This is a genomic window from Streptomyces sp. NPDC001292 (assembly GCF_042896465.1).
In the GTDB taxonomy this organism is placed as follows: domain Bacteria; phylum Actinomycetota; class Actinomycetes; order Streptomycetales; family Streptomycetaceae; genus Streptomyces.
Map to the genome: position 1 here is coordinate 1 of NZ_JBIAXG010000012.1, position 22,388 is coordinate 22,388.

22 protein-coding genes and 1 pseudogene are annotated in these 22,388 nt (G+C 72.0%); 11 read left to right on the forward strand and 12 right to left on the reverse strand.

The genetic code is table 11. The features are described from left to right. Positions 1-333: 333 nt before the first annotated feature. From ACFY4A_RS15290 to ACFY4A_RS15300, 3 genes are all read right to left on the reverse strand, one after another. On the reverse strand, positions 334-975 hold the full coding sequence (locus ACFY4A_RS15290) for a PadR family transcriptional regulator (RefSeq protein WP_390829915.1): 642 nt from the start codon (positions 973-975) through the stop codon (positions 334-336). A 16-nt stretch (positions 976-991) separates the two neighbouring features. After that, entirely contained in the window at positions 992-2,452 is a 1,461-nt protein-coding gene (locus tag ACFY4A_RS15295; protein WP_390829916.1) for an aldehyde dehydrogenase family protein, read from the reverse strand. Positions 2,453-2,597: 145 nt separating this feature from the next. Further along, positions 2,598-3,422 (reverse strand): helix-turn-helix domain-containing protein, encoded by an 825-nt coding sequence (locus ACFY4A_RS15300; protein WP_390830048.1) that lies wholly within the window; start codon positions 3,420-3,422, stop codon positions 2,598-2,600. Between the two features lie 354 nt (positions 3,423-3,776). On the opposite strand from ACFY4A_RS15300, the gene ACFY4A_RS15305 reads away from it, so the two are divergent. Continuing rightward, entirely contained in the window at positions 3,777-4,256 is a 480-nt protein-coding gene (locus ACFY4A_RS15305) for an ATP-binding protein (RefSeq protein WP_390829917.1), read from the forward strand. A gap of 94 nt (positions 4,257-4,350) precedes the next feature. Here ACFY4A_RS15305 and ACFY4A_RS15310 read toward each other — a convergent pair whose 3' ends face one another. The 4 genes from ACFY4A_RS15310 to ACFY4A_RS15325 all read right to left on the reverse strand — a co-directional run bounded on the left by ACFY4A_RS15310 (position 4,351) and on the right by ACFY4A_RS15325 (position 6,063). Next, positions 4,351-4,617, reverse strand: a complete 267-nt coding sequence (locus tag ACFY4A_RS15310; RefSeq protein ID WP_390829918.1) for a DUF397 domain-containing protein — start codon at positions 4,615-4,617, stop codon at positions 4,351-4,353. 147 nt (positions 4,618-4,764) lie between these two features. Further along, positions 4,765-5,229, reverse strand: a complete 465-nt coding sequence (locus ACFY4A_RS15315) for an SRPBCC domain-containing protein (protein WP_390829919.1) — start codon at positions 5,227-5,229, stop codon at positions 4,765-4,767. An 83-nt stretch (positions 5,230-5,312) separates the two neighbouring features. Further along, complete coding sequence (locus ACFY4A_RS15320) at positions 5,313-5,660, reverse strand: ArsR/SmtB family transcription factor (RefSeq protein ID WP_390829920.1); 348 nt, start codon at positions 5,658-5,660, stop codon at positions 5,313-5,315. A gap of 28 nt (positions 5,661-5,688) precedes the next feature. Further along, positions 5,689-6,063, reverse strand: a complete 375-nt coding sequence (locus ACFY4A_RS15325; RefSeq protein WP_390829921.1) for a VOC family protein — start codon at positions 6,061-6,063, stop codon at positions 5,689-5,691. Between the two features lie 134 nt (positions 6,064-6,197). On the opposite strand from ACFY4A_RS15325, the pseudogene ACFY4A_RS15330 reads away from it, so the two are divergent. The 3 genes and pseudogenes from ACFY4A_RS15330 to ACFY4A_RS15340 all read left to right on the forward strand — a co-directional run. Further along, a pseudogene (locus ACFY4A_RS15330) lies at positions 6,198-6,290 on the forward strand (30S ribosomal protein S14); the annotation flags it as partial. 682 nt (positions 6,291-6,972) lie between these two features. Continuing rightward, complete coding sequence (locus ACFY4A_RS15335; RefSeq protein WP_390829922.1) at positions 6,973-7,500, forward strand: DUF4232 domain-containing protein; 528 nt, start codon at positions 6,973-6,975, stop codon at positions 7,498-7,500. Between the two features lie 48 nt (positions 7,501-7,548). Then, a complete protein-coding gene (locus ACFY4A_RS15340; protein ID WP_390829923.1) occupies positions 7,549-7,686 on the forward strand; it encodes a hypothetical protein in 138 nt (45 codons plus the stop codon). Positions 7,687-7,719: 33 nt separating this feature from the next. Here the strand turns inward: ACFY4A_RS15340 and ACFY4A_RS15345 are convergent, their stop codons facing one another. Further along, on the reverse strand, positions 7,720-8,820 hold the full coding sequence (locus ACFY4A_RS15345) for a DUF2786 domain-containing protein (RefSeq protein WP_390829924.1): 1,101 nt from the start codon (positions 8,818-8,820) through the stop codon (positions 7,720-7,722). Positions 8,821-8,955: 135 nt separating this feature from the next. Between ACFY4A_RS15345 and ACFY4A_RS15350 the strand changes: the two genes are divergently transcribed. Continuing rightward, positions 8,956-9,723: a Clp protease N-terminal domain-containing protein gene (locus tag ACFY4A_RS15350; protein ID WP_390829925.1), complete on the forward strand. Its 768-nt coding sequence runs from the start codon at positions 8,956-8,958 to the stop codon at positions 9,721-9,723. A gap of 72 nt (positions 9,724-9,795) precedes the next feature. Next, positions 9,796-11,490 carry a bifunctional 3'-5' exonuclease/DNA polymerase gene (locus ACFY4A_RS15355; protein ID WP_390829926.1) on the forward strand — a complete coding sequence of 565 codons (1,695 nt, stop codon included), beginning with the start codon at positions 9,796-9,798 and terminating at the stop codon, positions 11,488-11,490. Between the two features lie 39 nt (positions 11,491-11,529). Here the strand turns inward: ACFY4A_RS15355 and ACFY4A_RS15360 are convergent, their stop codons facing one another. Beyond that, on the reverse strand, positions 11,530-12,423 hold the full coding sequence (locus ACFY4A_RS15360) for a glycosyltransferase family 2 protein (protein WP_390829927.1): 894 nt from the start codon (positions 12,421-12,423) through the stop codon (positions 11,530-11,532). A gap of 294 nt (positions 12,424-12,717) precedes the next feature. Here ACFY4A_RS15360 and ACFY4A_RS15365 point away from each other — a divergent pair, with 294 nt between their 5' ends. Then, on the forward strand, positions 12,718-14,367 hold the full coding sequence (locus tag ACFY4A_RS15365) for an adenosine deaminase (protein ID WP_390830049.1): 1,650 nt from the start codon (positions 12,718-12,720) through the stop codon (positions 14,365-14,367). Positions 14,368-14,670: 303 nt separating this feature from the next. On the opposite strand, the gene ACFY4A_RS15370 is transcribed toward ACFY4A_RS15365, so the two are convergent. The 3 genes from ACFY4A_RS15370 to ACFY4A_RS15380 form a co-directional block, all read right to left on the reverse strand. Continuing rightward, complete coding sequence (locus tag ACFY4A_RS15370; RefSeq protein WP_390829928.1) at positions 14,671-15,042, reverse strand: hypothetical protein; 372 nt, start codon at positions 15,040-15,042, stop codon at positions 14,671-14,673. 240 nt (positions 15,043-15,282) lie between these two features. Then, positions 15,283-17,589: a SpoIIE family protein phosphatase gene (locus ACFY4A_RS15375; RefSeq protein ID WP_390829929.1), complete on the reverse strand. Its 2,307-nt coding sequence runs from the start codon at positions 17,587-17,589 to the stop codon at positions 15,283-15,285. A 394-nt stretch (positions 17,590-17,983) separates the two neighbouring features. Continuing rightward, positions 17,984-18,337: a transposase gene (locus ACFY4A_RS15380; protein ID WP_390830050.1), complete on the reverse strand. Its 354-nt coding sequence runs from the start codon at positions 18,335-18,337 to the stop codon at positions 17,984-17,986. Between the two features lies 1 nt (position 18,338). On the opposite strand from ACFY4A_RS15380, the gene ACFY4A_RS15385 reads away from it, so the two are divergent. The 4 genes from ACFY4A_RS15385 (at position 18,339) to ACFY4A_RS15400 (ending at position 22,386) form a co-directional block, all read left to right on the forward strand. After that, positions 18,339-19,382, forward strand: a complete 1,044-nt coding sequence (locus tag ACFY4A_RS15385) for a lytic transglycosylase domain-containing protein (RefSeq protein WP_390829930.1) — start codon at positions 18,339-18,341, stop codon at positions 19,380-19,382. Positions 19,383-19,482: 100 nt separating this feature from the next. Further along, positions 19,483-20,583, forward strand: coding sequence for a sigma-70 family RNA polymerase sigma factor (locus ACFY4A_RS15390; RefSeq protein WP_390829931.1), 1,101 nt, complete (start codon positions 19,483-19,485; stop codon positions 20,581-20,583). A 106-nt stretch (positions 20,584-20,689) separates the two neighbouring features. Continuing rightward, positions 20,690-21,619: an ABC transporter ATP-binding protein gene (locus ACFY4A_RS15395; protein WP_390829932.1), complete on the forward strand. Its 930-nt coding sequence runs from the start codon at positions 20,690-20,692 to the stop codon at positions 21,617-21,619. Beyond that, positions 21,616-22,386 (forward strand): ABC transporter permease, encoded by a 771-nt coding sequence (locus ACFY4A_RS15400; protein WP_061918911.1) that lies wholly within the window; start codon positions 21,616-21,618, stop codon positions 22,384-22,386. Before ACFY4A_RS15395 ends, ACFY4A_RS15400 begins: the two co-directional genes overlap by 4 nt. The last annotated feature ends 2 nt before the right edge of the window (positions 22,387-22,388 follow it).

The window sequence follows — 22,388 nt, forward strand, 5'->3', positions numbered from 1 at the left end:
CTACGACGACGAGGCCCGACCGTTCCGCTGGACCTACGACGGAACCCCACTCAAAGCCGCATAACCCTCGCAAGATCAATGCGGCGCTGCACTAGGGCCTCTCGTTCGGATCAGGCCGGGCTCGCGGGGTCCGGCGCCGCTTCCCCCGAGCTCTTCGAGCAGGGGACCCCCAGCCGCGTTGTCGTCGGCCGGCAGGGCCCCGCCCTGCCGGCCTCCTCCGCCTCGCGATGCTCCCCCACTGCCCGAAGGGGCCGGGAGGTGCCGCCGGCATCGGACCCCGCTCCCTGATCCGGCCCGATCCGAACGAAAGACCCCGGGCCGTGTCGTGCAGGCTCAGCGGTCGTCCTCCGGATGCCGCTCGCCCGTCGCGTACGGGTTGCGCTCGCCTTCGGCCAGGACGCCGACGAACGGCTCGCCCTCGCCGGCGAAGGTGTAGGCACCGCGTTCGAGGCGTCCGATCAGTCCCCGGGTCCACATGGCGTCGGAGTCGGCCGTGTGGACCCACAGGTTCATGATCTCGCCGATGTGGCCGAGCTGTTCGGGGCCGTCCTCGGGAACGTAGTGCTCGGTGACGGCCGTCCGCCACTCCTCGATCCGCCGGATCCGCTCCTCGAGCAGGGCGATCGCCTCGTCCCTGGGCAGGTCGACGAGGAAGCCGATGGCCGCGGACTGGACGTCCGCCTTCTGGCCGTAGGCGACCAGGGCCTCCCGCAGCAGCCGGAAGTACTCCTCGGTGCCGGCGTCGGTGATCTCGTACTCGGTGCGGGGCGGGCCGCCGGCCGTGGACGGAGCGGTCTCGTGCGCGTGCAGCAGTCCTTGCCCGGCCATCTGTTTCAGGGCGTGGTAGATGGAGCCGGGCTTGGCGTTGGACCACTCGTGCGCGCCCCAGTACTCCAGGTCGCCGCGCACCTGGTAGCCGTGGGCCCGCCCGTGCTGGCGGACGGCGCCCAGCACGAGGAGACGGATCGCTGACATGGACCCCAGGTTAGAGCTAGAACGGGAAGCCGCTCCGGCCGTGCTGGACCGAGATCCACTTCAGCGTGGTGAAGGCGTCCAGGGTCGTCTCGCCGTTCAGCCGGCCGATGCCGGAGTGCTTCTCGCCGCCGAAGGGGACGAGCGGCTCGTCGTGGACGGTGCCGTCGTTCACGTGGAACATGCCCGTGTCGATCCGCTTGGCGAAGGCGACACCGCGCTCGACGTCCGCCGTGTGGACGGCGCCGCTGAGGCCGTAGGGGGTGTCGTTGACGATCCGGACCGCCTCCTCCTCGCCGTCGAACGGGATGACGAAGGCGACCGGGCCGAAGACCTCCTGACGGAGCAGGGAGGAGTCGGCGGGCAGGTTCGTCAGGACCGACGGCTCGACGAGGTTGTCGGTGGTGGTGCCGCGCAGCAGGGCCGTGGCCCCCTCGGCGATCGCCTGCTCCACGGCGCCCGAAACCGCGTTCGCCTGGGTGGAGTTGATCACCGGGCCGATGACGGTCTCCGGGTCGCGCGGGTCGCCGGCCTTCAGCGACCTGACCTTGGCGACGAACTTCCCGGTGAACTCCTCGGCGACCGAGCGGTCCACCATGATCCGGTTCGCGGCCATGCAGACCTGGCCCTGGTGGACGTACCGGCTGAAGACGGCCGCCTCGACCGCGTAGTCGAGATCGGCGTCGTCCAGGACCACGACCGCGCTGTTGCCGCCGAGTTCCAGCACCGAGCGCTTGAAGTGGGAGGCGCAGACGGTGGCGACGTGCCGGCCGACCTTGTCGGAGCCGGTGAAGGAGATGACCTTGGGGACGGGGTGCTCGATGAAGGCGTCGCCGATCTCGGCTATGTCCGTGATGACGACGTTCAGCAGACCGGCCGGCAGCCCCGCGTCCTCGAAGATCTTCGCGACCAGGGAGCCGCCGGTCACCGGGGTGTCCTGGTGCGGCTTGAGCACCACGGCGTTGCCGAGGGCGAGCGCCGGGGCGACCGACTTCAGGGAGAGCAGGAAGGGGAAGTTGAAGGGGCTGATGACGCCCACGACACCGGCCGGCACCCGGTAGACGCGGTTCTCCTTGCCGTCGACCGGGGAGGGCAGGATCTTCCCCTCCGGGCGCATCGCCAGGTGGATCGACTCGCGCAGGAACTCCTTGGCGAGGTGCAGCTCGAAAGCGGCCTTCAGACGGGTGCCGCCGAGCTCGGCGATGATCACGTCGGTGATCTCCGGCTCCCGCTCCTCGACCAGCCGCAGCGCCTTCTCGAAGACGGCCCGGCGGGCGTAGGCGTTGGTCGCGGCCCACTCCTTCTGGGCGCGGGCGGCCGCGCGGTAGGCCTGATCCACCTCGTCGACCGTGGCTATGGTGATCGAGGCCAGCCTCTCCCCGTCGTAGGGGTTGAAGTCGATGATGTCCCAGGAGCCGGTCCCGGGGCGCCACTCCCCGTCGATGTACTGCTGGGCCAGGTCGGTGAAGTAGGACGCCATGTGCTCCCTCGATCCCCTGCTGCGAGACGGTCGAAGCAGTCGGAGCCCGATCAACCCCCGATCACTTCTTCATGGTCTGATCAGGCGTCATCCTACTTGCGAGGGAGCAGAGTTGGGCGTTCGATACGGGTTTCCGGGGGGGTCCCTACGAGAGCTGGAGCAGCCCGCGCAACAGGTCGCGGCTCTCGTCCGGGCCGGGTCCGTCGTGCTGGAGTTCCTCCAGCGTCCTCTCGTACTGGGCGACGTCCTCGGGCTTGTCCAGGTAGAGGGCGCTGGTGAGCTGCTCCAGGTAGACCACGTCCGACAGGTCGGACTCGGGGAAGCTCAGGATGGTGAAGGCCCCGGACTCGCCGGCGTGCCCGCCGAAGCTGAACGGCATGATCTGCAGCCGTACGTTGGGCCGCTCGGAGATCTCGATCAGGTGCTGCAACTGCCCGCGCGTCACGTCGCGGTCGCCGTAGGGGCGGCGCAGGGCGGCCTCGTCGAGGACGATGTGGAGGTCGGGCGCGTTCTCGGAGACGAGGTACTTCTGCCGCTCCATGCGCAGCGCCACCCGCCGTTCCACGTCGGCCTCGCTCGCGTCCTGCATACCGCGCCGGACCACCGCCCGGGCGTACGCCTCGGTCTGGAGCAGCCCGTGCACGAACTGCACCTCGTAGACGCGGATCAGCGACGCCGCGCCCTCCAGTCCCACATAGGTGGGGAACCAGCTGGGCAGGACGTCGGAGTAACTGTGCCACCAGCCCGCGACGTTGGCCTCCTTGGCAAGGGAGAGCAGCGAGGTGCGCTCCGCCTCGTCCGTGATGCCGTACAGCGTCAACAGGTCTTCCACGTCTCGGGTCTTGAAGCTCACCCGGCCCAACTCCATCCGGCTGATCTTCGATTCCGAGGCGCGGATCGAGTACCCGGCAGCCTCGCGCGTGATGCCCCGCGCTTCACGCAGTCGCCTGAGTTGCGAGCCGAGCAGCATGCGCCGCACCACCGATCCGGGCTCTCCCGCGCTCACGTTCGCCAGCCTCCCCAACCGTCTTCAAGGGCCGCAGTCTGCCACTAATTCACTCCGAGCTGTACTCGCGTGATTACGGAAACGGAAAGAGATCAAGGAATCCGGACGGCGGGAGCCGGGCAGGAGACCGTCGAATGACGGGAAGATGGCGGAAAAAATGGCCAGTAAGCGGTACGGGGAGGTCCAATTCGGTCGCGTGCACGTGCATCTGCCCTTGCATCTGATGTGCGCATCCGAAACCATGGTCTCGCGCCACCGCTGCATCGCAACGACCGCGGATTACCGGGAGTGCCTCGCATGGGGACGAATGGATCGACCATGCTCGAGCCGTTACGGCAGGGCCTTCCCCCGCTGGATCCCGCGGCCGTGTCCAGCGCCGCCTCCTGCGCACTGCCCGCCCGCTACGAAGCGGTGCGCGAGGCAAGGCAGTTCACCCGCACGGCGCTCGACCGGTGGGAACTGGGCGACCGGTTCGAGGACGTCTGCCTGGTGGTCTCCGAGCTGGTCACCAACGCCCTGCGGCACGGCCTGCCGACGCCGTCGCCGGAGCACTCGTGCGACCACGACCCGCCCGTGCGGCTGCACCTGCTGAAGTGGACGGGGCGGCTGGTGTGCGCCGTGCGCGACCCCAGCCGGGAAAGCCCGGTCGCCCGCGAGACGGACGACTTCTCGGCGGAGTCGGGCCGCGGCCTCTTCCTCGTCGACTCCTTCAGCGACAGCTGGGGCTGGCACCCGCTGACCGGCAGCCTGAACGGCAAGGTGGTCTGGGCGCTCTTCCGGCTGCCGCCCGCCGAATGACGAACGGCGGCCTTCTTCGACGCCGCGGTTCTACGCGCGTTACCGTGCACTGTGCACCGATCGCCCCGAGTCGCGCACCCCGCTGGAGGGCACGTCAGCCCGCTATCAGGTGGTCGAACTCCCCGTCCTTGACGCCCAGCAGCATCGCCTCGATCTCCGCGCGCGTGTAGACGAGCGCGGGACCGTCGGGGAAGCGGGAGTTGCGCACCGCCACGTCTCCGCCCGGCAGTCGCGCGAACTCCACGCAGGAGCCCTGCGAGTTGCTGTGCCGGCTCTTCTGCCAGGCCACCCCGCGCAGCCGTGTGGCCGCCATGCCGTTGTACACGTCGCCCCCGTACCCGCCCTCAACGTCGTGGTCCACAGGTCGCTCCCCGGTGGTGCACCTGGCTGGTGTGGCCATTGATGCATCGGTCAACTGATCGGGATCATAGCCCTCTTCACATGCAGATGCTCGAGCAGATGCACGTGCACGGGGAGTGGTTCAGCGGTTACAGCCCTGACGTCCGCTTCACCCGAGCCGGTCGAGCGTCTGCCCCAGAACGCGCAGGACATGCGAGCGCCAACCCCCGTCCATGATCTTCCGCGCCGTCATCTGTGCCGGATCGTCCGGATCGAATCCCTCGTGCACCAGGAAGAGACGCGTACCGCGGCCCTCCTGTTCCAACGTCCATGTGAGCGTCCAGTCCGCGGGATTGGCCGGATCGGCGTCCCTCCAGCGGACGGACAGCATCCGTTTTGCGTCGTAGGCGAGAACCTCCACGTCGACGACGCCGGAGAAGTTGGAGTTCGGCCGCGGGACGGACGTCATCCGGTAGCGGTGGCCGACCTCGAGACGGAAGTCCGCGGCACCCGGCATCTGCCACTGCGCGAGCAGCGTGGGCTCGGTGAGGGCCCGCCAGACCTTGGCGGGCGGATGCGGGTAGAAGTGGTCGACACGGATCGTGGTGAGGTCGTCGTGGGGGTCGGTGCTCATGTGCGGTCGCCGTGGGGGTCGGTGCTCGGGTGCGGTCGCCGCATGGGCCCGTGTTCGGGTGCGGTCACCGCAAGGGTCGGTGCTCAGATGGGGTCGTCGTCGGGCATACGGTCCAGCAGCGCGCCGAGTTCCTTCATCCGGCCGCGCCAGAACCGCTCGTACGGGTGGAGCCAGTCCTGCACCTCGGCCAGCGGGGCCGCCTCCAGGCGGTAGATGCGCTGCCGTCCGGAGCGCTGCTCGGAGACGAGGCCGGCATCCCGGAGCACCTTGAGGTGTTCCGAGAGGCTGGGGCGGCGCATGGCGAAGCGGTCGGCCAGGTCCTGGACGGGCTGGGGCCCCTCCTCGCGCAGCAGCCGCAGCACCTCGCGGCGGGTGGCGTTGGCGAGCGCGGCGAAGACGCGGTCCTCCGCGGCGGCACCCGTCCCGTTCATTCGGTGCTCGTCCCGTCCATGGCGGCGGTCAGAAACCTTCCTTCTCGGTCAGCAGCATCAGACCGTTGCCGTCGGGGTCCGCGAAGGATGCCATGCGGCCCCAGGGCAGGTCGTCCGGGCCCTGCACGGAGACGCCCGCCTGCGCGAGCCGCGCGCAGTCGGCGTCGACATCGGTCGTGACCAACATGATCCCCCGTGCCGAACCGGGCTCGAAACCCCCCATGTCCGGCCCGGAGAGCGTGAAGACCGTCTGCGCGCCGGCGGGTGCCACCTGGAGCCATCGCCCCTGGGGCATGTCCCGGTCGGCGACCGTCTCGAAGCCGAGGACGTCCGTGTAGAAGCGCAGCGCGCGGTCCTGGTCGCTGACGGGGAGGGTGACGAAGGAGGTGTGAGTGATGTTCATGGAGACGACATTAGGTAGGAGTTTCCCTACGTGTCAACCGTAGGGAAACTCCTACCTATAGCGTCCGTGCGCCGTCGCCGACCGGGTCGGCGGCCGGAGTACGGCAGCCGCGCCATCTCCCGCGGCGTCCTTGACGCGGTTACCTGCGCACCTTCGGCCTGTCCCGGATGAGCCTGCGGGAGCAGGCGCACGCCGGGCATCCGGCCGGGGTCCGAAAGGCCTCCTGGCAGCGCCCGGTCCTGGTAGCTTGCTGCGGTCGTACCGGCCGCCGGGCGGCCGACCGGTCAGAGCTTGGGGGCTTTCCGACGACCACGGGGACCAGGACGGCGGCGGCAACGGGGGCGGGCGCGGCGACGCGGATCGCGGCCGTGGGCCTGCTCGGCGCGCTTGCGCTCACCGGGTGCGACAGCGGCGGCTCCGACGCCAAGGGCAAGGCCTCCGCCACCCCCGGCGCGAGCGCGAGCGCGAGCGACGATGACGGCGGCGGGACGGGCGGTTCGACCGCCAGGAGCGACGGTGTCGAGGGGAGTTGGCTCGCCACCACCGGCGGCAAGGCCGTGGTCCTGATCGTCACCGGCAAGCAGGCAGCGCTCTTCTCGACCGACCGGACCATCTGCACCGGAACGGCGGTCGAGGAGGGCGCGAGGCACGTGATCCACCTCGACGCGTGCAGGGCCCGTACGACCGGCACGGTGGGCTCCGTCAACAAGACCACGCTCCGCGTTACCTGGGAGGGTGGTCTCGGCGCGGAGACGTACACCCGGTCGACGGGCGGGGCACTACCGTCGGGCCTGCCAACGGCGAGCCTGGGCTCCTGACGTTCGCGGGGCCGGTCGCGGGGCGGGCAACCGCGCCGCGCGCTCGTGCGTGATGATCCTCGGGCATCGTCACGATCCAAGGGACCAGTTCATGCGCGCCATTCCGATCACCGTCACCGCCCTCACCGCGGCCCTCCTGCTCACCGCCTGCGACAGCGGCGGCAGCGACACCGGCTCCGGGGACAAGAACACCGACGGCACGGCCTGCCGGACCGGCGAGCTCGGGGTTCAGGTCGGCCCCGCCAACGCCGCGCCCGCCGCCGGGGACACGGGCAATGTGCCCGTCACCGTCACCAACCGGGGTGCCCGGTGCACCCTGGAGGGCTTCCCGGGCGTCACCCTGTCCGCCGGCAAGGCCACGGCGACCGTCCCGCAGGACAAGTCCGGCAAGCCGGGGAAGCTCACGCTCGCCAAGGACGACACGGCGTCCTTCACCCTCACCTACGTACGGGGCAAGGAGGGCGACGCCAAGAGCCTCGCGGTGACGTCGCTGAAGCTCAGTCTGCCCGGAGCCGCCGACAGCCAGGATTTCCCGTGGTCCTACGGCCCGGTCCAGGGCAAGGACAACGCGGGCGACCCGGACGCGTCGGTGACGGCCTTCCAGCAGGCCGGCGACTGACCGCGACGCCGTCCACGCAGGTGGCGCGGCGCCGCCAAGAGCCTCGCGGTGACGTCGCTGAAGCTCAGTCTGCCCGGAGCCGCCGACAGCCAGGATTTCCCGTGGTCCTACGGCCCGGTCCAGGGCAAGGACAACGCGGGCGACCCGGACGCGTCGGTGACGGCCTTCCAGCAGGCCGGCGACTGACCGCGACGCCGTCCACGCAGGTGGCGCGGCGCGTCAGCCGAGTGGCGGGCGGGACTTCACCTGGGCCCGGTCCGCCGCCCGGGCACCCTCCGTCCAGCCCGCCGTGTCGCTCACCCCGCGCAGGCGGGTGGTGGTCGTCTCCGGGAACATGCGGTCCACGCGGTCGGTGACCGCCACGTCCCGGGTCGCCAGGACGGGCAGCAGGTCCGCGGTCACCTGGGTCTCGGCGGCGGCCGCGAGGCGGGCGCCGACGCGGTGGGCGTAGGCGGCGAGGAAGGACTGCCGGAAGGTCTTGGTGCGCCTGCGCCCGCCCGCCCGCTGGGCGGCCTCCGCCCTGCTCATCGCGGTCGTGGCCTGGACCAGCAGCGAGGCGTAGAGCAGCTCGACCACCTCCAGGTCGGCCTCGAAACCGACGACGGTGGAGAAACCGAGGGCCTCGTTCCACACGGCGCGGCAGTGGTTCGCGGTGGCGACGGCGTCCAGCAGCACGGCCTTGGCCTGTTCGTACGGCGGCTCGACACCGATCCGACAGGCGCCGGGAGCGTCGGGCGCCGGGGCGCGGGCGGCGAGCAGCGCCTCGTCGACGCTGTGCCGCGCCATCAGCTCCTGCGCCTTCGCGCTCAGCGCCTCGGCCTCCTCCGGATATCCGGTCGCCTCCGCCTTGGCGAGCAGCGCCCGGATCCGGGTGAGCATGCGGGACTCGGTCCGGGACGCGGGCGCGGACTCGTCCAGAGGTTCGAGCGCGGGGAGCCGCAGCAGCAGGCGGTAGAGCTCCAGGAGGGCGGTGGCGTGCGAGAAACGGTCGGTGCGGGGCGCCTTTCCGGGCGGCAGTCCGTCGAGCTGGGCGGCCCAGCGCGGGCCGCGCGGCCGGTCGTCGACCGCCTGCGCACGGACGAGCGCCGCGAGCAGCCGCACATGGACCTCGTCGAGCTCCCGCCCGACGATCCGCGCGACATCGGCGGGCTGCCAGCCGCGCTGCCACGCCGTCGCCACGAACTCCCGCCCGCGCCGAAGGAGTTCGGCGTCCGCCACGGGGTCGGCCGCCAGCAGGGAGGCGCCGGTGTCGAGGGCGTCGTCGGAGGGTGCGTACAGGGCGGCCCGGAAGGCGCGCTCGACGGTGCTGGACGTACTCACCGGTCGATCGTGCCATGAGGCGCGCGCGACTCTGTCCACACCCTGTGGACAGACGCGTTCCCAGAGTGCTCCCGGGGACCTCAAGCGTGTCAACTCGAGGTTGACACGCTGGTGGGCGCAACCTACGGTTGACACATGACGAACCCCGCCATCAGGTCGAGCGTCCGTCTGGACGACCTCATCTCGGCCATCAAGACGGTCCACCAGGAACCCCTCGAACAGCTTCAGGACGCCGTACTCGCCGCCGAGCACCTCGGCGAGGTGGCGGACCACCTCATCGGGCACTTCGTCGACCAGGCCCGGCGCTCCGGCGCCTCCTGGACCGACATCGGCAGGAGCATGGGCGTCACCCGGCAGGCCGCGCAGAAGCGGTTCGTGCCCAAGGAGTCGGCCGACCTCGATCCCAGCCAGGGCTTCAGCCGCTACACGCCCCGCGCCCGCAAGGTCGTCATGGCCGCCCACGAGGAGGCCAAGGCCGCCAGGAGCGCCGAAGGAACGCCCGCGCACCTGGTTCTCGGGCTGCTCACCGAACCCGAGGCCATGGCCGCGCAGGCCATCGACGCCCAGGGCGTCACCCTGGACACCGTCCGCGAGGCCGCGACCGCCGCCCTGCCGCCGGCGTCCGCCGAGGCTCCCGAGCTGGTCCCGTACGGCTCGGCCGCCAAGAAGGCCCTGGAACTCACCTTCCGCGAGGCCCTGCGCCTCGGCCACAACTACATCGGCACCGAGCACATCCTGCTGGCCCTGCTGGAGCTGGAGAACGGCGAGGGCGTCCTCAGCGGCGTCGGCCTGGACAAGGCACGCGCCGAGGAGTACGTCGCGGCGGCCCTGGCGGAACTGGTGAAGGACCGCGCCCGGCAGGACGAGGACCAGGAGCCGCACGACGGCGGACAGGACGGCTGACCGCCCGACGACCCGCCCTCCTGAGCGGCGGGCCGGAGCCCGTTGTCAGACCCGCCTGCGACACTCGCCGACATGACCGACCGGTGGGCTCTGGCACCGGCCGAGGACGGCGGCGCCGAGGTCGCCCCCCTCGGCCGGGACGGCCTGCCCGCCGGTCCGGTGCACCGTGCCGCGGACCTCGCGGAGGCGGTCCGCGGCAGACCGGACGTCACCCGATGGGTGTGGCGGTCCACCGCCGAGGTCTATCCACGCCTGCTCGCCGCGGGCGTGCGGGTGGAGCGGTGCTACGACATCGAGGACGCCGAGACGCTCCTCCTCGGCCACGAGGGGCGCCACGGCGAGCCGCGCTCGGCCGCCGCCGCCCTGGCCCGGCTGCGCGGCGGCCCCGTACCGCCGGACCCGCCGCACCGGTCCGCCGAACCCGGCGCGCAGTCCTCGCTCTTCGAGCCGCAGGGCGTGCGCCTGCCGCTGGCGGACCTGATCACGGTCTACGCCGAGCAGCAGCGGCGGCACGAACGAGCCGAGCACCCGGACCGTATGCGCCTGCTGACCGCCGCCGAGTCGGCGGGCACGCTGGTGGCGGCCGAGATGAACCGCGCGGGCCTGCCCTGGCGCGCGGACGTGCACCGCCAGGTGCTGCACGAACTGCTCGGCGAGCGGTACGCGGGCGGCGGCGAGCCCCGCCGCCTGGCCGAGCTCGCGGACGAGGTGTCCGCGGCCTTCGGCCACCGGGTGCGGCCGGATCTGCCCGCCGATGTGATCAAGGCCTTCGCCCGGGCCGGGATCAGGGTGAAGTCCACCCGCCGCTGGGAGCTCCAGTCCGTCGACCACCCGGCCGTCGAACCCCTGCTGGAGTACAAGAGGCTGTACCGGATCCGGGTCGCCCACGGCTGGTCCTGGCTCCAGGACTGGGTGCGGGAGGGGCGGTTCAGGCCGGAGTTCCTCGCCGGCGGCACGGTCACCGGCCGCTGGGTGACCAACGGCGGGGGCGCGCTCCAGATCCCCAAGGTCATCCGCAGGGCCGTGGTGGCCGACCCCGGCTGGCGGCTGGTCGTGGCCGACGCCGCCCAGATGGAGCCGCGGGTGCTGGCGGCCATCTCCCGCGACCCGGGGCTGATGGAGGTGGCGGGCCGGGACGCCGACCTCTACCAGTCGGTGTCCGACCGGGCCTTCTCCGGCGACCGCGCCCAGGCGAAACTCGCCGTGCTCGGCGCGGTCTACGGGCAGACCTCCGGCGACGGCCTGAAGAACCTCGCCGCCCTCAGACGCCGCTTCCCGAAGGCGGTGGCGTACGTCGACGACGCCGCGCGGGCCGGTGAGGAGGGCCGGCTCGTACGGACCTGGCTGGGCCGTACGTGTCCCCCGGCCGCCGGGACGACCGAGGACGCGACCGGGGAGGCGGGCCTCCCGCAGGACGACCCGGCCGCCGCACCACCCGCCGACCAGGGGTGGATGCCGGGGTACGCCTCCACCGACTCCCGCGCCCGAGGCCGCTTCGCCCGCAACTTCGTCGTGCAGGGCAGCGCCGCCGACTGGGCCCTGCTGCTGCTCGCCGCGCTGCGCCGCACCTGCCGGGAAACGGCGGCCGAGCTGGTCTTCTTCCAGCACGACGAGGTGATCGTGCACTGCCCGAAGGAGGAGGCGGACACGGTCGTCGAAGCGATCCGGCAGGCCGCGGAGCTGGCGGGACGGCTGACGTTCGGCGACACCCCGGTGCGGTTTCCGTTCACTACGGCGGTGGTGGAGTGCTACGCCGACGCGAAGTGAGCGCGAGGGCGGGACGTGAGCCGACCGCGGTCCGGCGGGTCAGACGACCGGCGGCCGGCCGAGCCGGGTCAGCCGCCAGACGGTCCGCCAGCGCATGGGCCGCCGCTCCCCCGCGGACTCGCGCAACCCCTCCGCAAACCCGCTGATCCACGCCCGCAGCCCGGCGAGCGAACGGGTCCGCGCCAGGGTGAGCAGCGTCCACACGCCGAGGTGGACCGGAATGAGCGGGAGCGGCAGCCGCCGCCGGACCAGCCAGACCCGGTTGCGGGCGGTGACCCGGTAGTAGATGGCGTGCCGGGCGGGCGAGGTCTTCGGGTGCCGCAGGAGCAGCTCGGGCGCGTAGAGGATCTTCCAGCCGGCGTCGGCGGCACGCCAGGCCAGGTCGGTCTCCTCGTGCGCGAAGAAGAACTCCGCGGGCCAGTCCCCGGTCTGCTCCAGCATCGCCGTCCGCAGCGCGTGCCCGCCGCCGAGGAACCCGGTGACGTACCCGCCCCGCATCGGGTCCGACCCGCCGATCCGCGGCACGTGCCGCTGCTGGGTCTCGCCGTACTCGTCGGCGATGCGGAAGCCGACGATGCCGAGGCGCGGGTCGGCGGCGTACAGGTCCCGTACCCGGCGCAACACGTCGGCGTCGACCAGGAGCCCGTCGTCGTCCAGCTCCACGACCACGTCGACGTCCCCGAACTCCCGCAGCCGGGCCAGGGCGGCATTGCGCCCGCCGGGACAGCCGAGGTTCTCTTCGAGTTCGACCGCCGTGACCTCGCCGGGCAGGGAAAGCCTGCGGGCGAACTCCGGCAGCCGGCACCCGTTGCCGACGATGACGATGCGCGCGGGCGCCAGATCCTGCTTGGCCACGGACTCCAGCAGGGCGTCGACCTCGGCAGGCCGGTTGCCCATGGTCACCACCGCGACAGCGATCCTCGGCTCCACCACGGCCCTCATCCCGTCCGACGACAACGGCGCCCGCACGGCGCCCCTCGTTCACCAGGATGTCGCCTCGGCGGCGCCGGTTGCTCCGGCCCTGCATCACTCTGCGTCCTCTTACCCCGCCTCACCGCAACCCTTCCGGAACCGGCACGAAAACCGCACCCCACGCCGTGAGTCCGTCAGCCGCCCGGGTGACGTCCGCGGAATTCCGCGCGGTCACCCGGTCGGGTACTGTCCGGCGAAAGACGTCCGGGAGAACCGGTTCGGCCGCGTGTGTTCCCCGATCATGCCCGAGTGAGCATGCAACGCCGAAGTTCCGCACGCCGCCGGGCCGTTCCGGCCGCCGTGGGCTCCCTCCTGGCCCTGTCCCTCCTGTCCGCCCTGTCCGCCGGCGCGCAGCCCGCCGCTGGCGCGCAACAGACCGGCGGCGCGCAACAGGCCGCCGACGGGCTGCCGTCGCGTGCCGTGCCTCAGTCCAGGCCGGCGACGGTCGCGGAGGCCCGTACGGACGCCTACCTGAGATCGCTGCGCGCCCGGCCCGTGCCGCTGCGCGGCTTCTTCGTGAGGCTGCCCAAGGGCGGGGACCTGCACAACCACCTCTCCGGCGCGGTGTCCACGGAGTACCTGATCGAGCTGGCCGCCGAGGACGGGCTGTGCGTCGAGACCGCGACGCTGACCGCCGTCGCGCCGCCGTGCCGTCCGGGCACCCGGCCCGCGGCGGACGCCCGGGCCGATCGCGCCTTCCACGACGCGCTGGTTCGCGCCTGGTCCATGGAGGACTTCCCGCCCGGCCGCAACGGCCACGACCACTTCTTCGACACCTTCGGGAAGTTCGGCGAGGTGACCTGGCGGCACCGGGGCAAGCTGCTCGCCCAGGTCGCCGACCACGTCGCGGGCCAGAACCAGTTCTATCTGGAGACCATGGTCACCCCTGCCTCCGACGGCGCGAAACAGCTGGCCGCCGAGGTCGGCTGGGACGACGATCTCGCTGCCCTGCACCGCAAGTTGGTGGCCGGCGGCAAGCTGGACAGGCTGGTCGCCGCGGCCCGCAAGGAGGCCGACGACGGCGACGCCGAGTTCAGCGCGACCGAGCGCTGCGGCACCCACCGGGCCCGGCCCGGCTGCCGGCTCACCGTCCGCTGGGTCTCCCAGGCCTCCCGGGGCAGCGCCCCGGAGCGGGTCTTCACCCAACTCGCCCTGGGCATGCGGCTGGCCGAGCGCGACCCGCGCTTCGTCGCGGTCAACCTCGTCCAGCCGGAGGACGGGGACGCAGCACTGCGCGACTACAGCCTCCAGATGCGCATGGTCCGTTATCTGCGCGGCCAGTATCCGAAGGCCCATGTCACCCTGCATGCTGGCGAGTTGTGGCCCGGACTGGTCAAACCGCAAGACCTGAGGTTCCACATCGCGGAGGCCGTGGACGTCGCACGCACCGAGCGCGTCGGGCACGGCGTCGACCTTGTCCACGAGGACCGCTGGCAGAGCACGGCCCGCACCATGGCCGCCCGCCAGGTCGCCGTCGAAGTGCCCTTCACCAGCAACGCCCAGATCCTCGGCGTGAAGGCCGCCGACCACCCCTTCACCACGTATCGCCGCCACGGCGTCCCCATCGTGCTGGCCACCGACGATCCCGGCGTTTCCCGGATCGACATCAGCCACGAGTACCAGTACGCCGCCACGACCTACGGCCTTTCCTACCCCGAGCTGAAGGACCTCGCGCGCGCCTCGCTCCAGTACGCATTCCTGCCCGGTGCGAGCCTGTGGCGGGGCGATCCCAGCACCGCGGGCTACCGGGTCGTGCGCGCCTGCCGTGGTGAACGCCCCGGCCTGCCCGTACGGACCCCGGCCTGTCGGCGCCTGCTGTCCGGCAGCCCCAGGGCGGAACTCGAGTGGCGCCAGGAGGCGGCCTTCGCCGTCTTCGAGCGTACGCACGCCCGCGCGGTGCGCTGAACCCCCTCCGTGCCCTCTCCCCGGGGGCACGGAGCACTCCACGGGGGCACTCCGCGGCGAAAGCCCCGGCGCCCCCCGTTCCTCCGTAAGGGTGCGACGCCCGACGCGGCGGACAGGCCGCTGGTGCTGTGACCGGGAAGGTTTGCCGGGAAGCTCGCGGCGTCCGGTGCCGGGGGCACCTCCCACGCCCTTCAGGCAGTGGGGGAGCATCGCAAGGCGGAGCGTCGCCCGCGTACTGGACGTGCTCGGGTGATGCGACAACGCGGCGAGGTGCCGTGCCGGGCGTCGCGAGCCGGTGAACCTTCAGGCGATCGCCCACGGCGCGGAGACGGTCACCGCCAGGGTCCCCGCCACCAGACCCCAGGTCCACACCGCGGGCAGCGTGGCGGGCAGCCGGCCGTGCACCGGCGGCAGCCTGCGGACCAGGTGCAGCGCCCCGGGCACGAAGAAGGCGAACACCGTGCCGAAACGGATCTGCAGCGCGGTGTGATGGAGCGCCAGGTAGCGGGCTCCGTCCGGCTCGGGCGTGCCGTTGACCCAGTCGGACGCCCCGGCACCGAACCGTACGACGTCCGGAGGGTCGTACGACCAGGGGGATGAGCCGGTGTTCGAGCTCGGCGGCGGTCCGGCCGGCGATCGCGTCGGCGGTGCCCGCCAGGTGCAGCGCCTGCGCACTCGCCCCCGCCCACCACAGCAGCACCGTTGTCAGCAGACCCCCGGCCGGCGCCGGTATCGCCGCGCGCCGAGACGTCATGACCGTCCCCCGCCCTTGTCCGCGCGTCCCGCGCATGCCACAGCCGGGCGGTGAGACCACGGCCCCCCGATCACGTACGGATCACGGCGGGCGGCCCGGCCGGGCACGCCGACACCCCGGACGCCGACACCCCGAACACAAAAGGACACGAAAAGGCCGGGCTACTGCTGTGACTCGGGCGGCAGCAGGTCATCCAAAGACAGGCCCTCCCCAGGCAGGCCCTCCACAGGCGCGCCCTCCACGGGCAGGGCCTGCTCGCACCAGATGGTCTTGCCGTCGCGGGAGTGGCGGGTGCCCCAGCGCTGGGTGAGCTTGGCGACCATCATCAGGCCGCGTCCGCCCTCGTCGAAGATGCGGGCCTGGTACAGGTGCGGGGCGGTACTGCTGGCGTCGGAGACCTCGCAGATGAGCGTCCGGTCGTAGATGAGCCGCATCTGTATGGGGGGCTGGCCGTAGCGGATGGCGTTGGTGACCAGCTCGCTCACCACCAACTCGGTCACGAAGCCGATCTCCTCCAGACCCCATGCCGCCAGCAGGCGAGCGGTCCGAGCGCGGATCCGGGCCACTTCTGCCGGTTCCGCGGCGATGTCCCAGGTGGCGACCCGCGTCTCGTCCAGGCCGTGCGGCCGGACGAGGAGCAGTGCGGCGTCGTCGGCCGGGGGATCGGGCAGCAGCGCCTTGACCACGTGGTCGCACAGCGCTTCCAGTGAGTCGCACGGCTCGGTCAGCGCCTGGCGCAGTTCTTCCAGCCCCGCTTCCAGGTCGCGCTGCCGGGACACGACCAGGCCGTCGGTGTAGAAGGCGAGCAGACTGCCCTCCGGCACCTCCGTCTCCACCGTCTCGAACGGCACGCCGCCGACACCGAGCGGCGGCCCGGAGGGCAGGTCGAGGAAGTCGGCGCTGCCGTCCGGGGCCACGACGATGGGCGCCGGATGGCCGGCACCGGCCAGGGAGCAACGCCCGGCCACCGGGTCGTACACCGCGTACAGGCAGGTGGTTCCGACATCCACGGCGCCTCCGCGTGCCGGGTCGGCACCGTCGTCGGCCCCCGATTCCGCGAACTGCCGGCTCACCAGGTCGTCCAACCGGGTGAGCAGCTCCTCCGGGGTGGGATCGACATCGGCGAGGGTGCGCACGGCCGTACGCAGCCTGCCCATGGCCGCGGCGGCGTGGATGCCGTGTCCGACCACGTCCCCGACCACCAGCGCGACCCGGGCACCGGAGAGCCCGATCACGTCGAACCAGTCACCGCCCACCCCGGCGCGGGGTGCGGCGGGCAGGTATCGGGAGGCGGCCGACACCGCCGAGTGCTCGGGCAGTTGCTGCGGCAGCAGACTGCTCTGCAGGGTACGAGCGATCTCGTACTGGTTCTCCAGTGCCGCGGCCTTATCGATGCTCGCGGAGGCCAGCTGGGCGAGCTGGACGAGGATCGCCTCGTCGTCGGCCGTGAAGTCGCTGCCGTCCTGCTTGTCGGAAAGCTGGATCAGACCCAGGTTGCGACCGTCGGTGCCGATCAGCGGGACGGCCAGCCAACCGCGCATCGGCGGATGAACCGCGGCGTAGGAGCCGAAGCCCCGCCAGGCCGGATGGGCCTCCAACTCGTCCTGGGTCATCCGCATCGGCCGGTTGTCCCTGCACACCAGGACATAGATCCCCTCTCCGACCGGGGGCGCGTCGAAGAAGCGGTACTCGCCGTACTTGTCCGACAGGGAGACCGCGTTGATCGCCTGGGCCCAGCGCAGGTTCGTGGTCATGCTGGTGACCGACTGGTGCGTGCCCACCAGTGCCCTGGCCTCCTCGGTGACCGTCTGGAGGGCGAATTCCAGTGACGGCGCGGCGTTGATCCGCAGACTTGCCCGCGCCAGATCCTGCAACTGCTGGGAACGTCTGTGCTCGACCGCGGCGGCAGCCGCGGCCTTCTCGTAGAGCCGACCGCGTTCGGCCGCGTCCAGCCGCAACTGGATCTCGCTCATCACCGAAACGCCCAGTTGCTCAAGGGCCCGCTGCTGCTCCGTGTCCCACAGCCGCGGCCTGGTGTCGATCACGTACATCACGCCGATCGGCAGCTCCTCCAACAGCAGCGGCACGCCCAGGTACGCGCGCATGCCGGTGGCGGCGACCGCGAGGTCGGACCGGTGCTCGGAGTCGTTCCGGACGTCGTCGATGACCAGCGGCCGGCCCGACACGACCACCTCGGAGCAGAAGCCCCAGTCGACTCGCTCCTGCTCCCCGTGCCGCGGTACGGCTCCACCGATCCCGCCCTGGATGAACTGCTGGTCCGCACCGGCCAGACTGATCAGCGCCATACGGGTGTCCAGCAGCCGTGCGGCCAGGCCCACGGAACGGGCGAAGGCGTCCACGGTCAGCTCGTCGACCGCGCGGACGGCGTCCACGGCGGCCAGCCGTGCGGGCTCGCGCAGCACGGCGGCAGGGTTCGGCGGGTTGCCCGCCTTACCGAGCTCGGCCATGACCCCTCCGCGCCTGCCGTGTGAGTACGCACCCCGTTCGCATCCGTGGTCCAGGGCCTGGCCCGGACCCTCAGGCCGCCCGAAGATCTCGCATGCGCCCTCGCGGCTTCCACCGCGGCCTGGACGTTCCGATCGGGGAGTCGCCCTTGCCTGATTTCAAAAGTACGCCTGCCGGTCGCGGCGGCGAACTCAGCCGGGGCCACTGAACGACGAGGGGCGCCGGCCAGCGGTGAGGACGGTCGGTCCGTCGCGGGCCCGGCCGATGGCATGGTCGTCCGGTTCGCCGGCCGGGGCCCCTTTTTGCGGGCCCCGGCCGCGTGCTGGTGAGCCCGCCCGATCGTGGAGTCCACCGAGACAGCCCAGTAGAGGTCTTCGTCCGCGTCGGCCTGGGCCATCAGCGCGGTGAACACTCGCTCCCAAGTGCCGTCGACGGCCCTGATCCGCACCGGTTGCAGACGCCCCGCCAGTTGCCGTACTTCTCCGGCAGATGAACCCACTGCGTCCCGGTCTGAAACTCGAAGGCGATCACGTCGATCACCTCGCGGTGATCCCGCCACCGGCCACCCCGCCTCGGCGTCCGGTCCGGGAGCAACGGCTCGATCCGCGCCCACCGCACGTCAGTTGACGGACACACATGCGTGCCCCGCTCCCGAAGAGGCGCCCGCCCGATCCCCCCGGTTCCGCGCGACGGACCTGCCCTCCGGCCGCGTAGAGCAGACGACGGATTCACCCACGGAGGGGGCTGCACAGTGACAGCGCGTGCGCTCAAGGGGGCACTGAGGGGTGCCAGGGGTACGGCGATCGCGGCGGCGGCGATGGCCGTGCTGACCGCGTCGCAGGCGCCGAGGGCGGTCTCGGCCGAGGCCGCGGAGCCCGCGCGGAGGGCGGCACCCGCCGAGCACGGCCTCAGCGTGTCCGGCGACACCCGGTACCGCACCGGTCTTCCCCCGCTGCGGACGCGGAAGAAGGGCTCGGCACAGGAAGTGACGGGCGGCGGCGCCCTGCCCGCGAGCGTGTTCGCCGCGTACCGGCGTGCCGAGGAGGAGCTGGCGCGCAGCGCGCCGCGCTGCCGGCTGCGCTGGCAGCTGCTGGCCGCGATCGGCCAGGTGGAGTCCGGGCAGGCACGGGGCGGCCGGGTGACCCGGGACGGTACGACCGTGACGCCCGTCCTCGGCCCGCGGCTGACCGGCGGCGCCTACGCCGTCGTGGCGGACACCGACGGCGGCGCGTACGACGGGGACGCGGTGTACGACCGCGCGGTCGGCCCGATGCAGTTCATCCCGTCCACCTGGGCCCGCTGGGGAGCGGACGGCAACGGCGACGGACGGACGGACCCGAACAACGTCCACGACGCGGCGCTCGCCGCCGGCCGCTACCTGTGCGCGGGCGGCCGGGACCTGTCGAACCCCGCCGACCTGGACCGGGCGATCCTGGGCTACAACCACTTGGACGCCTATCTGCGCACCGTCAAGGCGTGGTACGCGTACTACCTGACCGGACACCGCGTGGTGCCGGACGCCTCCGACGGATCCCGGCCGGACCGGCCGAAGCCGTCCCGCCCGAAGAGGCCGAAGCCCTCGCCGCCGAAGCCGTCGGACGACCGGAAGCCGGTCCCCGGTCCTTGGCGCACGCCGTCGACGCCGCCCACCTCGTCCTCCCCCAGCCCGTCACCCAAGGCCGGCCTCCCGAAGGAGTCCGGGACGCCGCTGGTTCCCCTCCCCGAACCGACCCTCACACTGCCCGGCGGCGGTGTGCTGCCGGATGCGGGGCCGCTGACCACCGGCAACGGCTGAAACAAGATGGGCGTCTCCCCCCTCCACAACTGCCCTACTCGGCGGTAATGTCGCCAGCGTCGGAAGCACAGGACCGGCGGGTGAGTGCGAAGGGGCCCTCATGGCGACGGACATGCCTGCGGACACCGCGGCCGCCGACGAGCGTTGGCAGCGCATGTGGAGCCATCGCGAGCAACTGCTCAAGGTGGCCCGGCGGCGGTCCATGAGCCAGGAGGACGCCGAGGACGCCGTTCACGAGGCGATGCTGCGGGCCGCGGAGCGCCCGGACCTCGACGACGAGCGGCTCGGCGCCTGGCTGACGACGGTGACGATGCGGCTGTGCGTCGACCGGCACCGGCAGGTCAACCGCGAGGCCGAGGTGGGCAGCCGCCCCACACTCGTCGCGCCGGGCCCGGTACCCGTCGAGGAGGCGGTGTGCGACCGGGCCGAGGCCAAGTGGCTCGCCGTGCGCAGCGGTGAGCTGCCCGCCCGGCAGGCGGAGGCGCTTCGGCTGAGGTCCGAGGACCTGGACGTGAGCCAGGTCGCGGTGCGGATGGGGCTCAGCTACCGGACCGTCGAGTCGCTGCTCGCCCGGGCCCGTCGGACGCTGCGCGCCTCGCTGGCCGGGACGCTCGGGCTGGTGCTGTTCCTGGTCGGGCGCGGGCGGCTGCGCGGGGGCGGCAATGCCCAGGCGGTCGCGGTCACCTCGACTGCGGCGACCCTGGTGGTGGCGGGGTTCGTGCTGCCGTACGCGCTCGACAGGGGCGGAAACGGGAACGGTCCGGCGCCGCGGCCGGCCATATCCAGCGACGCGCAGGTCCTGGGCGGCGAGGCCGCGGGCCGGGGGCGCGCCCCCAGGACGCCCGCCGCCCCCTCGCCCTCGGCGCCCGGGACTTGGGGCCGGACGCCCTCACCCACCGGGGGAACGTCCCTGCCGCTGCGGGTGCCGGTGCCATCCCTGCCGGAGGTGTCCACGTTCCCGCTCCCGGAGCTGTCGGTGCCGCAGGTGCCCGAGGTGCCGCAGGTGCCGGGCCTGCCGACCGCCGTGCCGGACCTGCCGACCGCCGTGCCGGACCTGCCGACCGCGGTGCCGGACCTGCCGACGAGGTCGGCCGCCTCGTCGGTCCCGTCGCTTCCCCCGGCCTCGGCCGTACCGGTCGCTCCGCTCTCCGTCCCCGCCCCGAGGACGCCTTCGCGCACGCCGTCGCCGAAGCTGCCGTAGCCCCGTACACGCGTCCGCAAAAACTCTTCGTCCGCCGCGACGGACGCCCCTCCCCTCCCCGTAGAGCAGATGTCGGAGCTGCTCCACGGGCGAAGGGTGGAACCGGATGGGTGTCGAGATCTGTGTGGAAGGGCTGACCAAGTCCTTCGGCCACCAGGTCATCTGGCGGGACGTCTCGCTGACGCTGCCCGCCGGGGAGGTCTCGGTGATGCTCGGCCCCTCGGGGACGGGCAAGTCGGTGTTCCTCAAGACGCTCGTGGGGCTGCTGAAGCCGGAGCGGGGCTCGGTGAAGGTCGCGGGCCGGGACATCACCCGCCTGCGCGAGCACGACCTGTACGAGGTGCGGAAGCTGTTCGGCGTGCTGTTCCAGGACGGCGCGCTGTTCGGCTCGATGAACCTCTACGACAACATCGCCTTCCCGCTGCGCGAGCACACCCGCAGGTCCGAGAGCGAGATCAAGCGGATCGTCCTCGAAAAGATGGACATGGTCGGGCTGATCGGCGCCGAGGGGAAGCTGCCCGGCGAGATCTCCGGCGGTATGCGCAAGCGGGCCGGGCTCGCCCGTGCCCTGGTCCTCGACCCGGAGATCATCCTGTTCGACGAGCCGGACTCGGGCCTGGACCCGGTCCGCGTGGCCTACCTCAATCAGCTCATCGTCGACCTCAACGCACAGATCGACGCGACCTTCCTGATCGTCACCCACGACATCGCCTCGGCCCGCCAGGTCCCGGACAACATCGGGCTGCTGTTCCGGCGCGAGCTGGTGATGTTCGGGCCCCGCGAGGAGCTGCTGGCCAGTGACGAGCCCGTCGTACGGCAGTTCCTGAACGGCCGGATGCAGGGGCCGATCGGCATGGCGGAGGAGAAGGACGCGGCCCAGGTCGAGCAGGAGCTGGCCCAGATCGACGAGGGCGGCCCGGCCGATGCGCTGACTCCCCGCCTGCTCCCCAGCCCCGGCATCACCCGCCCGCCCCGCTGGGAGGCGATCGCGAGACGCGAGGCAGAGCTGCACGGGACGGGGGTGACGGGCACATGAGGCTCTCCCCGACGGGTGCGCTCCGGCACTCGGGCAACCTCTTCGCGATGGCGCTGGACGTCGTCCGGTCCCTCCCCCGACGGCCCTTCCAGGCGAGGGAGTTCATCCAGCAGGCGTGGTTCGTCGCGAGCGTCACGATCCTGCCGACGGCTCTGGTCTCGATCCCCTTCGGGGCGGTCATCGCGCTGCAGATCGGCAGCCTGACCCGGCAGTTGGGCGCGCAGTCCTTCTCCGGTGCCGCGTCCGTGCTCGCCGTGCTGCGGGAGGCCTCGCCGATCGTCACCGCGCTGCTGATCGCGGGCGCGGGCGGCACGGCGATCTGCGCGGACCTCGGGGCGCGCAAGATCCGGGACGAGATCGACGCGATGCAGGTGCTCGGCATCGACCCGATCCACCGGCTCGTCGTACCGCGGGTGCTGGCGTCGATGGTCGTGGCCGTGCTGCTCAACGGTCTCGTCTCGGTGGTCGGTGTCGCGGGCGGCTACTTCTTCAACGTCGTCCTCCAGCACGGGACGCCGGGCGCCTACCTGGCGTCCTTCACCACCCTCGCCCAGCTGTCCGACCTGTGGGCGGCGGAGATCAAGGCGCTGGTGTTCGGGGCCATCGCGGCGATCGTCGCCTCGTACAAGGGTCTGACGGCGCAAGGCGGTCCTAAGGGCGTGGGCGATGCCGTCAACCAGTCCGTGGTGATCACCTTCATGTTGCTGTTCGTGACCAACTTCGTGATGACTGCCGTGTACTTCCAGGTAGTCCCGCAGAGGGGTTAGCC